The 12,930-nt window shown below is 51.0% G+C and carries 12 protein-coding genes and 1 pseudogene; 6 read left to right on the top strand and 7 right to left on the bottom strand.

Annotated features, from left to right (window positions below):
• Positions 1 to 137: 137 nt before the first annotated feature.
• The 5 genes from IPG80_RS21785 to IPG80_RS21765 are packed head-to-tail and all read left to right on the top strand — an operon-like array spanning position 138 to position 3,184.
• On the top strand, positions 138 to 659 hold the full coding sequence (locus tag IPG80_RS21785) for a methylated-DNA--[protein]-cysteine S-methyltransferase (protein WP_345111859.1): 522 nt from the start codon (positions 138 to 140) through the stop codon (positions 657 to 659).
• Positions 660 to 671: 12 nt separating this feature from the next.
• Complete coding sequence (locus IPG80_RS21780; RefSeq protein WP_345111856.1) at positions 672 to 1,193, top strand: chromate transporter; 522 nt, start codon at positions 672 to 674, stop codon at positions 1,191 to 1,193.
• Positions 1,190 to 1,726 (top strand): chromate transporter, encoded by a 537-nt coding sequence (locus tag IPG80_RS21775; RefSeq protein WP_345111853.1) that lies wholly within the window; start codon positions 1,190 to 1,192, stop codon positions 1,724 to 1,726. Before IPG80_RS21780 ends, IPG80_RS21775 begins: the two co-directional genes overlap by 4 nt.
• Entirely contained in the window at positions 1,726 to 2,589 is an 864-nt protein-coding gene (locus tag IPG80_RS21770; RefSeq protein ID WP_345111851.1) for a universal stress protein, read from the top strand. Before IPG80_RS21775 ends, IPG80_RS21770 begins: the two co-directional genes overlap by 1 nt.
• Positions 2,590 to 2,632: 43 nt before the next feature.
• A complete protein-coding gene (locus tag IPG80_RS21765; RefSeq protein ID WP_345111848.1) occupies positions 2,633 to 3,184 on the top strand; it encodes an HD domain-containing protein in 552 nt (183 codons plus the stop codon).
• Positions 3,185 to 3,259: 75 nt separating this feature from the next.
• Here IPG80_RS21765 and IPG80_RS21760 read toward each other — a convergent pair whose 3' ends face one another.
• A complete protein-coding gene (locus tag IPG80_RS21760; protein WP_345111846.1) occupies positions 3,260 to 5,059 on the bottom strand; it encodes a hypothetical protein in 1,800 nt (599 codons plus the stop codon).
• A 24-nt stretch (positions 5,060 to 5,083) separates the two neighbouring features.
• The gene (locus IPG80_RS21755) at positions 5,084 to 6,034 is read right to left on the bottom strand and encodes a right-handed parallel beta-helix repeat-containing protein (protein ID WP_345111843.1); all 951 of its coding nucleotides are present in this window, start codon (positions 6,032 to 6,034) and stop codon (positions 5,084 to 5,086) included.
• 302 nt (positions 6,035 to 6,336) lie between these two features.
• Between IPG80_RS21755 and IPG80_RS21750 the strand changes: the two genes are divergently transcribed.
• Positions 6,337 to 7,149, top strand: a complete 813-nt coding sequence (locus IPG80_RS21750) for an exonuclease domain-containing protein (protein WP_345111840.1) — start codon at positions 6,337 to 6,339, stop codon at positions 7,147 to 7,149.
• A gap of 34 nt (positions 7,150 to 7,183) precedes the next feature.
• Here IPG80_RS21750 and IPG80_RS21745 read toward each other — a convergent pair.
• The 5 genes and pseudogenes from IPG80_RS21745 to IPG80_RS21725 all read right to left on the bottom strand — a co-directional run.
• Positions 7,184 to 7,744: pseudogene (locus tag IPG80_RS21745) on the bottom strand (DsbA family oxidoreductase); the annotation flags it as partial.
• A gap of 125 nt (positions 7,745 to 7,869) precedes the next feature.
• On the bottom strand, positions 7,870 to 9,465 hold the full coding sequence (locus IPG80_RS21740) for a DUF4173 domain-containing protein (protein WP_345111838.1): 1,596 nt from the start codon (positions 9,463 to 9,465) through the stop codon (positions 7,870 to 7,872).
• 430 nt (positions 9,466 to 9,895) lie between these two features.
• Positions 9,896 to 10,240 (bottom strand): rhodanese-like domain-containing protein, encoded by a 345-nt coding sequence (locus IPG80_RS21735; protein WP_345111835.1) that lies wholly within the window; start codon positions 10,238 to 10,240, stop codon positions 9,896 to 9,898.
• A gap of 48 nt (positions 10,241 to 10,288) precedes the next feature.
• Positions 10,289 to 12,421, bottom strand: coding sequence for an alpha-glucan family phosphorylase (gene glgP, locus IPG80_RS21730; protein ID WP_345111833.1), 2,133 nt, complete (start codon positions 12,419 to 12,421; stop codon positions 10,289 to 10,291).
• A 145-nt stretch (positions 12,422 to 12,566) separates the two neighbouring features.
• Positions 12,567 to 12,914 (bottom strand): hypothetical protein, encoded by a 348-nt coding sequence (locus IPG80_RS21725; RefSeq protein ID WP_345111829.1) that lies wholly within the window; start codon positions 12,912 to 12,914, stop codon positions 12,567 to 12,569.
• Positions 12,915 to 12,930 lie beyond the last annotated feature (16 nt).

Here is a 12,930-nt window from a genome sequence, read left to right as displayed (position 1 = left end):
AATCACCTTACAGACGTAAATTTATCATGGTTATCCGAATGGCACTTGACGCAAACCCTACGATTGCCCTACGATTGTCCGACAACTAACAAGACTGCAAACGGCACAAGGAACTTGTACTTGAGGAAAAAAACGAGATGACATCTTCTCCCAAACTCTATCTTGGTGACTTACACGATACTCCCCTCGGAGATTTTCGCTTCGCCGTTTCCGACTTGGGCTTGGTTGCTGTTGAATGGGCAGGTAACCAGCCCAAGCTGGATGCTTACTTACAAAAAATCAAACATCCTTTTGAAGTGAATCAAAAGAAGGCAGATCCTTACGCACGAGAATTACACGAATATCTGAACGGCAAGCGCACGGATTTCACAATTTCCATCGATTGGAGTGATTTCACTTCCTTCCAGTGTAAGGCTTTGCAAGCCGTTTGTAGAATTCCCTATGGCGAAACCCGAACCTATATTGACATTGCCAGAGAAATAAATCATCCAAACGCCTATCGCGCTGTGGGCGCTGCCAATGCCATGAATCCCATGCCGATCGTGGTGCCTTGTCACCGTTTGCTCGGTAAAGATGGCAAGTTGCATGGGTATGGCGGTATGGGCGGATTAAAAACCAAGCGATGGCTCCTGAAAATGGAAGGCTCGATCGCGGCGTGATAAACTCGGGTTGTGGACATACTCTCTCAACTTTTTTGGACATTCCTAAAAGTCAATTTGCTTAGCACTTCTGGCCCTGCTTCGGTGGGGTTGCTGTATCATGAAGCGGTGGGGCGTTTTGTGACGGAGGCTCAGTTCGTACAGGCGGTGGGTTTTTCATCTGTTTTACCGGGAAGTGATGCGCTTCAGCTGGCAATGTATATCGGTTATGCTGCGGGTGGGGTCACTGGCGGGCTGGTGGCGTTGACCGCCTCTATTTTGCCGCCGACGATCATCATTCTCGGTGTGACGATGGTCTTGCACCGGTTGCGGCGCGAGGCTTGGGTCAACAGTTTTGTGGAAGGACTGACCCCCGCCATCGCGGTGTTGATGGTTTTTACCGCCTGGAAAATATTTGAAAAAGGCGGCGGTATGAGCTGGTTTGGTTGGGGACTGGCGCTCTCAAGCTTTGCTGCCATGTGGTTTAAGATCCCTGAACGGTTCGTTATTATTATTGCAGGGATCATTGGAGTGATCTTTCTTTCTGCCTCATGAACACATCGAATCCTTCAAAGTATTCTCAGTTGTTTTGGATGTTCCTGAAAGTGAACCTGCTTTCGCCTTCAGGACCCGCTTCGGTGGGTTTGTTATACAAGGAAGCCGTTGGCACGTTGATGACGGAAGAACGCTTTGTAGAAGCTGTGGGTTTTTCGAACTTTCTGCCGGGGAGTGAAGCATTGAAACTGGCAATGTTCGTAGGGTATGCCGCCGCTGGCGTGCCAGGCGTTTTTACAGCATTGCTGGGTGCAGTGCTGCCGCCGACGGTTATGATGTTTGTGGTGGCTTTTCTGCTTCAACAAGTGCAGCATGAAGATTGGCTGACGGGTTTTGTAAAGGGGATGAGCCCGGCTGTGGCGGCATTGATCGTGGTGGTGGCGTGGGAGTTATTCCGTGTAGGGCAGACCAAGACCATTGGTAAACGCACATTGATCATTGCCGGGTTGAGTGCGGTTGCGTTATGGTTTGAGGTTCCGTCGCCCCTGGTCTTGCTCGGGGCGGGAATCCTCGGTGTTATTCTTTTTCGTTGATGGGAATTATGATGTCGTCGGATATTTTGATCGTTACGAATGGAACCAAGGAAAGTTTCCCTGCCATTGAGCAGGGAGCCTGGCTGGCTGCCGACCTGAATTTGCCGATCATGCTGTTGGGGATCACCGAGAGGCTGGACCCTGCCGCCATTGATTCAACGCATCCATTGGAGGATGTGTTCGAGCGGGCTGTCAGCGTGTTTAAGGCGCGAGAAGTAGCGTACAGGCTTGAAGTCCGTAATGGAAGCGCGGAAAAGGTTCTGCCATATGAGGCGAAGCAAAATGAGTCGATTGTGGTGCTGGGTCCGCTTGGGCGTCCTCAGTTGCAGCGAATGATGGCGGGGCGTTCGATCCGTCATTTTATCGAAGAGATCGAGCAGCCATTATTGTATGTGCCTGAAACCAGAGTGCCTGTCAAAAAGATATTGATCGCTGTGGGCGGGCTTGGCTACGATGTGAATGCAGAACATATTGCGATGCAGGTGGCGGTGAAAAGCGGCGCCGAGATCGTATTGCTGCATATCGTGCCGCCGATCGATTTGAACTATCCCACGGCACAAGCGGTCAGTAAGAACTGGCAGCACCTGACGGAGACCGACACGCCAGTGGGAAGGAGTTTGCGCAAATCTCTGGAGAATGCGCAGACGGCAGGGTTGAGTGCTTCTGTAAAAGTGAGGCATGGCAATGTGATCGAGGAGATCGTTGCAGAATCACAGGAAGGAAATTATGAACTGCTATGCATGGGCTCCTCGTATAGTGTTCATTCATTACGACAGATGTATTCGGCAAATGTAACAGCGGAGATCATGGAACGAGTCCGTTGCCCGGTGATGACTGCAAGGTTTCGGGATGCATCGGTCTGACAATTTGGAAGTTTGATAGAGTATGACCTAAGGAAAACAAAATATGGATGAAGCAACCGGGATGATCCTCAAGGCTCTGCGTTTTTCAGCGGAGAAACACAATGAACAGCGAAGAAAGGATTCCAGATCTTCGCCATATATCAACCATCCGATCCAGGTGGCGGAAACGTTATGGACGTTGGGCAGTGTGCGTGATGAAGCAGTGCTGGTCGCTGCGATTTTACATGACACCATCGAAGATACCGATGCCACACCTGATGAGATCCGCCGGGAATTTGGTGCTGAGACTCAGTCACTGGTGCTTGAGGTGACCGATGATAAAAGTCTGCCGAAAGAGGTCCGCAAACAATTGCAGATCGAGACTGCGGGGCAAAAGACGTCCAAGGCGAAACTGATCAAACTGGCAGATAAGATATGTAACATTTATGACTTGATCTACTCTCCGCCTGCGAGTTGGTCTTTGAAGCGCCGTCAGGAATATCTGGACTGGAGCGAGAAGGTGGTTCAGGGACTCCGTGGGACGAATAAAGCCCTGGAAGCCCGGTATGACGCGCTGTTGAAAGAAGGCAAGGAAGTTTTCAAGATAGGCTTGTAACTCTTCTTTTTGAAAAATATAAATAAAAGAGCTGCTCCTCGGTAGGAGCAGCTCTTTTTGATCGAACAGAATTGATTAGGGTGTGACCTCTGTTGGTGGCACTTCAGTGGGCACTTCAATGGGCGCTTCAGGCGTTGCAGAAGGTTCTATGGGGACAACCTCACTTGGCTGGGTCGTCGGTATGGGTGTGTCTGTATATACCGGCATGGGTGTGAAGGTTGATGTGAATGTCGGGATGATTGGCGTGAATGTAAAAGTGAATGTCGGCATGACCGGTGTGAACGTAAATGTGGGAGATGCGGTCGGTGTGGCAGAGGGCAGCGCTGTGAACGTTGCAGTGGGAGTATTGGACGGGCTGGCATTCATTGTGAATTCAAAGTGAAGCAGAGGCGCCTGAGCAGGGTTGGTTTCGAAAGCGATCGCTACACGGCTGCCGCTGCCAGTGAACATGAAAACCATGGAGTTCCCGCTAGCCCAGCCAGCCTGATTGACGATCTCTTGCAGGACGGGTGCGAGGTTCGGAGTTTGCTGATAGGCACCAAGGGTGAGCCAGGAAGCTGGCGCCCAACTGACCGCATTGGCGGTTCTTGCACGGGAAGAGACGTTGCGATCCGCGCCGGTGAAGGCAGCCGCGTTGGGGCTGGACTCACCTTGGATGGAGAGGCTGGTGCCTGCAGAGGTGGTTTCATCCACTGCAAATTTGATGTAAGCGTTTGTGATTATTGCACCATTGGGGATGTTCACGCCATTGAAGCGGATGCCAACGATCTGATTGTCGCTGTCGTGGATCAATTCCAGGTCGGTGCTGTCCAGATACATCCAGCCGGCGGCGCTTTCTTCCACATCATCATTGCCGGACGATACACGAACTTCGTTGGCGCTTTGCCCGGGGGAAGATAGGAGGACGATAGGTGCAGGTGTGTTCGTGGAGGCGGCTTTTGTGGGTGTTTTAGTTTTTGTGGGCGTTTTGGTTTTTGTGGGTGTCTTTGTTTTTGTGGGCGTTTTGGTAGGTGTGCCCTTAGTGGCAGTCACTGTTGGAGCAACTTGGGTGAGAGTGGCTGTTGCTGTTGCAGATGGCGCAGCGACAGTGTAAGTCATTGAAGGAATAACAGTGTTTGTAAAAGTTGCCGACGGAGCCGCAGCAGTGTACGTCGTTGTTGGAGCGATCGGCGTGGACGTGAATGTAAATATGGGGGATGCAGTCGGTGTGGCAGAGGGCAGCGCTGTGAAAGTCGCCGTGGGGGTATTGGAGGGACTGGCATTCATTGTGAATTCAAAGTGAAGCAGAGGCGCCTGGGCAGGGTTGGTTTCGAAAGCGATCGCCACGCGGCTGCCGCTGCCAGTGAACATGAAGACCATGGAGTTCCCGCTAGTCCAGCCAGCCTGATTGACGATCTCTTGCAGGACGGGTGCGAGGTTCGGAGTTTGCTGATAGGCACCGAGGGTGAGCCAGGAAGCTGGCGCCCAGCTGACCACATTGGCGGTTCTTGCACGGGAAGAGACGTTGCGATCCGCGCTGGTGAAGGCAGCCGCGTTGGGACTCACCTCACCTTGGATGGAGAGACTGGTGGCGGCAGAAGCAGTTTCATCCACTGCGAAATTTATGTAAGCATTGGTAATGGTCGCCCCGCTGGGGATGTTCACGCCATTGAAGCGGATGCCAACGATCTGATTGTCGCTGTCGTGGATCAATTCCAGGTCGGTGCTGTCCAGATACATCCAGCCGGCGGCGCTTTCTTCCACATCATCATTGCCGGAAGATACACGAACTTCGTTGGCGCTTTGCCCGGGGGATATACTCGTTGGGGTGGCAGAAGCGGCTGGTCCAATTGGGGTGGGAGAAGCGGCTGCTCCAATGATGGTGTTCCCCACCATGGTCACGCCTGTGCTTGAGTTGATCTATGGTGTATTGAAATAATTGTTGTACTCAATCAATACATTCGAATTTGATGCGCCATCCAATACAATGCTTTTTACGATTCCGGTAGGGATGGTATTTCTGCTAATAGTAATATTTCTTAACACTCCGATACTGCCGAAAGCGATGATACCTTTTTCGCAGCCTTGAATGGTGTTGCTTGAAATGTTGATGTCGTGAAGCTGTGTGCCCCAGCCGGAGTAGTACTCTTCTCCCAGCGCGATTCCCATGGGACGGCTTGTTCCACGATTGAAGAGCGAGTTGCCGGTACAGGTGCCATAATTTCCACTGACAATAACATTGGAGGAATTATCAACGTAATATAGAACCGAATAAGCGTCGATGACGGTGTTGCCTTCCACTAATGCGCCCAAAGTCATTGTGATGGCGATCCCCTCGCCGTAACAATTTTCTACACGATTATTCCTTACTGTAAGGTTTACGGAGCCTCTTTCGCCCTTGATACAACTTGCCCATCCGCCATTCATTTGCCGTGATGCGTTTTCCAAGACGCTGTTTTTCACGGTTGAATTCTGAATAATGGCGTTTGCTTTGAAACTGATAATGCCATGTGATGTGCAGTTAAGGGCGGTCACACCGTCCACTGTCACATTATCAGCATTGATCTTGACACAAATTGACTCGCTTTGCCCGGCACCATCATACGTCCCGCCCCGCACGGTAATGCTTTTGGTAATGTTGATGGGCGCGAATGTTCCGGATGCTTGTATGGTGTCTCCGGCAACCGCCAGACTTTGCGCGCGGTTAAACGTCTTGCAGGGCGCGGAAAATGTACAGGTGTTCACATCATTACCTGTCGGGCTGATGTATAAAACTTTTGTGGTTTGTTGAGCTGCGGCGTTGTTGTAATTCAAAATAGTCAGAGCCAAAACAGCAGCCGCACTTATTAAGATATGCACTATCTTTTTCATGTTGTTCTCCTTGTTTAGTGCTGGATGTCGGATCTACATCAACGTATTGCCGATACCCATTTCGCAGGATAACAAAACCTATTTTTAATAAGCGGGCTATGAGTTAGTACCCAGGTACTAATATGTGTTCCAATTTTGCAAACTTAACATCTCAGTTAGGAATACCCTCCAAATCTCTTCAATTCCACCCGCAAAGCTCACTGATACACGAAATTTTGAAAGCACCTTGCAAGGTGCCGTAAGGTTGGTTTTTGCCTGAAAATTTACGGTAAGATTGGAAAACTAGAATAGGTGGCGTTACTATGCTTGAACTATCCAATACACGCTTTGCTTTTTTGGACATCGAAACCACCGGGCTTTCTCCCTGGTTTGGAGACCGTATCTGCCAGATCGCCGTGATCGTGACCGAAGGGAAGCGCATCAAACGGACCCTCGACTTGCTTCTCGACCCTGGGCGGGAACTTTCGCCGTCAGCGGTTCACGTCAACGGTTTGGATGCTGCCGCACTCAAAGGAAAACCACGCTTTGCCGAAGTCATTGACCAGGTAGGTGAGGCATTAAGCGATGCCATCGTTGTCTGTCACAATGCCAAATTCGACATTCAATTCCTTGATAACGAATCGCGAAAACTTGGACGTACCATTGAGCTTCCCAACCTCATTGACACCCTGCTGCTGGCGCGCGATCATTATGACCTGCCCTCCTACAGCCTGGAACAGCTTTCGGAGCAGTTTCAGATCACCACCTACATTCAGGGGTCGCGCGCATTTGCAGATGCGGTCATGGTGAAAAATTTGTTTTTTACGCTGGTGGAATCATTAAAGACGGTAAATAAACCGTTGGATGATCTGATCGGGATTTACAACTCGCCCGCCTGGCCTCAGGAGGGCATCTATCTACCTACAGAACTGAGTGAAGCAATTCACAGCGGCAAACGTCTGTTCATCCAATATATGGATAAGGATGGTGAGATCTCCGAACGTTGGGTCTCCCCGCGTGAAGTGATCGGCTTGTCAGATTATCTCTACCTGCAAGCCTATTGCCATTCCCGTGAAGCCGAGCGTACCTTTCGACTCGACCGAATATTGAGTGTTGAAGTGGAAGTTGAAAAATAAAAAGAACGGCGGCTCGCAAGCCGCCGTTCTTTTTCTACCCTTTTAGTTCTTTTTCGATCTGTGCCAATGCATTTTTGAATGCTTCGTATGGTTGTGCACCGACAATGGCGTATTTGTTATTGATAACGTAAGTAGGCACGCCGGTTACGCCGATCTGCTGCGCCCATTGCACTTGCCCAGCCACTTCCTTTGTGTATTTGCCGCCATCCACCGTGGTTTGCATATCGTTCGCGTCCAGCCCGGCTTCTTCGGCAGCGGCACGTAAGACATCCCATTTGCTTATGTCTTGTCCGTCGCTGTACACTTTGCGGAAGACGATGTGATGGAACTCGTTGGCTTTTCCGTGTTCACGCGCATACTCCGTTGCTTCATGAGCGATCCGTGTGTTGTAAATGCGCTCTGTGGACCTGAAATTCATCCCATGCATCTCAGCCATCATCTGCAGGCGTTCTTCCGAACCGTTGGCACGTGCCTTCAAAATGTATTCAGGCAGTTCCATACCTTCTGGTGGGGTATCAGGACGCAGATAATACGGGCGCCATTCCACCTCCACGTTATATTCTTTTTTGAGCCTCTCGACCACACCCTGGCCGACATAGCACCACGGTCATATGTAATCAGAGAAGATGGTTAATTTGAAGTCTTCCATTGGGTGTCCTTTTTTATGATTGATGTTCAACGATTGAAAGACATCCAATGCGGGCGTGTTCTTACTTGAAATTAATCATAGTAATACTCGGAACAGGGGAATTCTTCTCCGTCAGGTGAGACGGCTTTGGTGGGATATTCTGACTCGTCCATGGTAAAGGTATCCAATTCAGATTGAACAGATGCGAGCGCCTTGTCTGCATTGACACGGGCGAAATGGAAGGACTGCCAGCTGTATTCACGGTCATTGCGCTGGATGTCTCGATCGTAGCGGATGCAAGTCAGAGCGGCGGTGACTTTCTCATGGACGGTATCAGGCAAGGTTGAAGATCGAAGCGCCTTTACGAGCGGGGGCACAGCATCATCAGAAAGCTCAATGAAGTATTGAGAGTCCAGGGCTTCAGTATTTCCACCAAGCAGTTCACGCTGGATGTTCTGGTTGACGATGAATGCATCCACATTGAGGATGGGTAACGAGATGGCAAAGCCAAATGAAGCAATGAGCATGGCAAAGGCGAACATGCGCTCTTTATGCAGAACCTCGAGCACAATGGTGGTGATGAGCAGTAAGCCGATCCAGATCAGGAATACATGGGTGTAGGTGCGCAGGCGCGAGAAGCCGTATGCCACTTCGTAGAGATTAAGGCGTTGATATGCTGAGACGAGCATGACAAGTAGTAGCCCGACAAGGGCAATGCCCAGACCCGAATAGGTTTTACGCTGCGTTTCGGTTTCGCGTTTGGTAATGCCGCTCAGGGTCAATAACATCATCAAGGCGAAGAATGCCACAGCGACCAATTCGCCAAAGCCTTTACGGGCATAGTCGGCGTAGGTGTAGCCTTCCACGTTGATGTTGGTAGTGCCGCCAAAGAAATATTGGAACTGGATGACGACGAAGGCAGCGAAAAGTGCCACAACACTGCCCAGCACAATGGATGATTCGATGAAGCCGAGAAAAGCCGGAACAAGCGGTTTTTCCTCTCCGACCAGTTTTTCATCTTGTGATGCGTTGGCGGCATGCAGGAAGATGCCTGACAGCCCATAGCCAATGAAGAGAATGTAGATCATGCGGAAGATATATTCGGGCAGGTTCTCGAGTTTAAAAGCGTCTACAAGATCTTCCAGTCGTTGGTTGAAGACTACATCGGCAGAGGCGAGCAGGGAGGCGAAGATCATTACGATGGGAATGGCAATGACCAGTCCACGCAGGATGGGCATAAAGTTATATTTTGAGGGCTGCACACCCGCTTCGGTTTGGGTTTTGCGCGCCTCGGCAGCAAAGGTGATGGGACGAATAAGCAGGCTGCCCACCAGTGAAAAGGATTTGCTGACATAGTCTGCAAGGGTATAGCGCATCCAACGCCCGCCCAGATAGGTGACGGTGAAAATTGTCAGTGTGAACATGGTGAAGGTATAGGCGAGGAAGGTGGTCATTGGCTCAGAGCGAATGAATGTGATGGCGGCGAAAAAGCCAAAGAGCGGAAGCAGCAACAAGGTCGCAGGATGCGGGCGATGTCCATTGCTGAGGAGCAGGTAAAAACCGGCAATGAGGCACGCCGTCCAAAAAATGGCGAAGTTGACGCCGGGGGCATTCTCCCAAAATAGGAAGTCGAACAGCCAGCCGAGCACGAGCACGATGATCCAGAGTTTGTTGGGGTTGGTTTTCATGGGTACTCCTGAATTTATTTTATCCACGAAGGGCATGAAGCGCCACGAAGATTTTTAGAGGATAGTCCCGCAGGGCTTGCGGAGTCTCTCAAAAGGTATCAGAAATCAAATTCTTCGATGATGGTTCCTGGCGTCACCTCGTGTAGATTACAATTCTGTGAGAATCGCAAATCGGGCTATTGACATCCAATTTGAATTGGGGCATACTTTCACTACCGCACGGGGGCACACAAATTGAATTCGCCATCCTTATGAAAGGAGGAGGTGATGTCTAACATGGATAGTAGCATTAAACCCAGCGCTGTGGCATCCCTCCTCAAGTAAGTCAAAGGAAGCCACAGCGCCCCACGATTGCCGCCCGCAAGGGTGGCAGTCTGGTTTAATGGACAAAAATAAAAAAGCAGGTCTCGCTTCAAGCGAGACCTGCTTTTTAGTAGGAGCCTACAGAGCTATCCACCTGCCGGGCATATGCATCAATACCGCCGCGCACATTGAAGATATTTTTATATCCTTGCTGTGCCAGCCACATGGTCACCTGCACGCTGCGGCTGCCGTGGTGACACATGATGTAGACGGGGATATCCTGCGCTCGAACCGACTCGGACAATGCAGCCGGTCCTTCACTTGCCAAACGGCTCAATGGCGTAACCTCAAGCCTGCTGTCTTCGACCTTGGCTTGAGTCAACTCTGGGAGCTCGCGCACATCGAGCAAAATGAACTTTTCGTCAGATTTCAGTTTTTCGCCCAGTTGGACGACTGTAATTTCAGGGAACATTTTCAATCCTTGACGTAGAGGCGACTCGCGAGTCGCCCCTACATTATTTTATTTCTTCAATGCCGGGATGTAGAACTTCTGCACGTATTCCTTTACCATACGGCGGGTGGAGAATTGTGGGATGACGGTCTTCATCGATTCTTTCATGAATGCAACCCAGGCAGTGGACATTTCCTTGGGGTCGCGATCATAGAATTTCGGGATGATCTGATGCTCGAGCGTGTTGTAAAGATTTTCAGCATCGAAGGCATCCTGCGCTTCGTTGGATTCGTATTTGCGGTCATCACCGATCGACCAGCCGTTCTTCTGATTGTAGGCTTCACACCACCAACCATCCAGTACGGAGAAGTTCGGCACACCGTTGATGGCGGCTTTCATGCCGGATGTTCCGCTGGCTTCGTAAGGACGGCGCGGGGTGTTCAGCCACACATCCACACCTTGAACGAGGTAACGTGCGAGGTTCATGTCGTAATCTTCAACGAAAATGATGCGACCGCCGGTCTCGGCTTTCTTTACGGTGCGATAAACCTGTTGGATCAACTTCTTGCCGGGGTCATCGGCAGGATGTGCCTTGCCCGCGAAAATGATCTGAACTGGATGATTCGGTCGGTTGATCAGTTCGAGCAGGCGTTCCACGTCTGAGAGAATGAGGCTGGCACGTTTGTAGGTGGCGAAGCGGCGCGCGAAACCAATGGTGAGGGCGTAGGGATTGATGAGCACGCCTGAAGCGACGACTTGCACCGGATGGAAACCGCCGCGAGTCCAGCGGTCACGTACGCGTTCGGTGAGATAGAACGCCATCTTGCGTTTGAGATGCAGGTGAACTCCCCAAAGTTCCTTGTCGGGAATGCCGTCGATCTTTTGCATCAGTTCGTGATCGTCGAGATTGTCGTACCAAGCAGCACCGAGATGTTTTTCGAGCAGGTTGTTCATGCGGCGCGCCATCCAGTTGCGGGTGTGGACGCCGTTGGTGACGTGTTGAATGGGAACATCTTTTACAGCACGGTCTTCCCACAGGAACTTCCACATATCGCGGGAGACCTCGCCGTGAAGTTCCGAAACGCCATTCGAACCGCCAGAGAGTTTTAGGGCAAGCACCGGCATGGAATACATGTCACCATGCGGGGTGTTGTGCTTGGCGACATCTATGAATTGTTCGCGGGTGAGTCCCAGTTCGCCCCAATAGGTGGAAAGGTATTTGTCGATCAAGTACAGCGGGAATTCGTCGTTACCAGCCGGGACGGGGGTGTGAGTGGTGAAGACGTTCTGTCCACGGTTCTTGTCGGCGGCGGCGGTAAAGGCGGTGCCTGAAGCCACTTGTTCACGGATCCGCTCCAGGGTTAAGAAAGAAGCGTGACCTTCATTCATATGCCAGACGGCGGGGTCGTATCCCAACGCCCGCAGCGCGCGCACACCGCCAATTCCCAAAAGGACTTCTTGCATGACACGGCGGTCAAGGTCTGACCAGTAGAGGCGGGCGGTGAGCAGGCGGTCGTAGTCGTTGTTGCTTTCGACGTTGGAGTCGAGCAGGTAAAGCGGCACACGCCCAACGCGCACTTCCCAGATCTGTGCGGTCAGTTTTCGGTCGGGGAAATCGAATGAGACGGTGACAGGCTTGCCGTCTTTTTGAACAAGGGTGACGGGCAGGTGCTCGAAGGTAAGCGGATTGTTGACGGCTTCCTGCCAGCCATCTTCGGTGATGCGCTGTGAGAAGTAACCTTGTGCATACATGAAGCCGACGGCGATGAAGGGCAAGCCGAGGTCGGAAGATTCTTTGAGGTGATCACCGGAGAGCACACCCAAACCGCCTGAGTAGATGGGCAGGGTTTCGTGCAAACCGTATTCCATGGAGAAGTAGGCGATGGGCTTTTTCAGGCTTTTGTGCGTTTTCTGTGACCAGGACTCTTTGGTGAAGTACGCGTCGAAGCCCTTAAATATCTCATCGTAATGCTCGAGGTATTCTTTGTCGTTCGCGGCTTGATTCAAGCGTGCCTGTCCGACCTCGTTCAGCAAGCGGATCGGGTTGTGATTCAGTCGTTCCCATAGGTCGTAATCGAGACGACCAAATAAGCGGAACGCTTCAGGATGCCAGGACCACCACAAATTGGTGGCAAGTTCACCCAGGCGGCTGATACGCTTGGGTAAATCGAATTTTTGAGAGGGAGTAGTTAAGAATTCCATAGTGGGCGGATGATACCTCATAGTATTTTTGCGTTTGATTATTGTAAGGTGAATTAGTTGTTTGGTCAAACTAAGTATTGAATGGGTGTTAAAAAAAGTGACAGTCACCTGCAAGATGACTGTCACTTCGCAACCCAAGTGAGGTTTATCGCGCGTTCCAGATCGCATCTGCTACAAGGACGCTAATGAACATGGCGATGGCAGAAAGCCCGCTGCCAACCATAAAACCTGCCAGCACGGAAACGATCACAGCCACGATGCTGTTCCAGTTGAATTTCCCGATCAGCCAGCGCGGCAGTTTCCATGACAATACGGCGGAAAGGATGATCCCGATGATGTTGCAAACCAGGGATGTTATCAAGGCCGGCTCCCCCGAACGGGAATCAAATCCGTTTAGCGCAACCAGTAAAAAGAACCCACTGGCTATTCCGAAAAGGATAAGCAGAATGATGGTCAGGATGGTTGAAATAATGGAAGGGGTTTTCGTGGGCATGTTTTTTTCCTCGTAT

The sequence above is a fragment of the Candidatus Villigracilis vicinus genome (assembly GCF_016702885.1).
GTDB lineage: Bacteria > Chloroflexota > Anaerolineae > Anaerolineales > Villigracilaceae > Villigracilis > Villigracilis vicinus.
Note: the sequence above shows the minus strand (reverse complement) of the source record. Positions and strands in the feature narration are given on the sequence as shown.

What these genes read in the sequence shown, in the direction of transcription:
- IPG80_RS21765 (WP_345111848.1), top strand. Translation starts at nt 2,633, where the DNA reads ATGGATGAAGCAACCGGGATGATCCTCAAGGCTCTGCGTTTTTCAGCG.
- IPG80_RS21760 (WP_345111846.1), bottom strand. Translation starts at nt 5,059, where the DNA reads ATGGTGGGGAACACCATCATTGGAGCAGCCGCTTCTCCCACCCCAATT.
- IPG80_RS21725 (WP_345111829.1), bottom strand. Translation starts at nt 12,914, where the DNA reads ATGCCCACGAAAACCCCTTCCATTATTTCAACCATCCTGACCATCATT.
- IPG80_RS21740 (WP_345111838.1), bottom strand. Translation starts at nt 9,465, where the DNA reads ATGAAAACCAACCCCAACAAACTCTGGATCATCGTGCTCGTGCTCGGC.
- IPG80_RS21735 (WP_345111835.1), bottom strand. Translation starts at nt 10,240, where the DNA reads ATGTTCCCTGAAATTACAGTCGTCCAACTGGGCGAAAAACTGAAATCT.
- IPG80_RS21775 (WP_345111853.1), top strand. Translation starts at nt 1,190, where the DNA reads ATGAACACATCGAATCCTTCAAAGTATTCTCAGTTGTTTTGGATGTTC.
- IPG80_RS21785 (WP_345111859.1), top strand. Translation starts at nt 138, where the DNA reads ATGACATCTTCTCCCAAACTCTATCTTGGTGACTTACACGATACTCCC.
- IPG80_RS21755 (WP_345111843.1), bottom strand. Translation starts at nt 6,034, where the DNA reads ATGAAAAAGATAGTGCATATCTTAATAAGTGCGGCTGCTGTTTTGGCT.
- glgP (WP_345111833.1), bottom strand. Translation starts at nt 12,421, where the DNA reads ATGGAATTCTTAACTACTCCCTCTCAAAAATTCGATTTACCCAAGCGT.
- IPG80_RS21770 (WP_345111851.1), top strand. Translation starts at nt 1,726, where the DNA reads ATGGGAATTATGATGTCGTCGGATATTTTGATCGTTACGAATGGAACC.
- IPG80_RS21750 (WP_345111840.1), top strand. Translation starts at nt 6,337, where the DNA reads ATGCTTGAACTATCCAATACACGCTTTGCTTTTTTGGACATCGAAACC.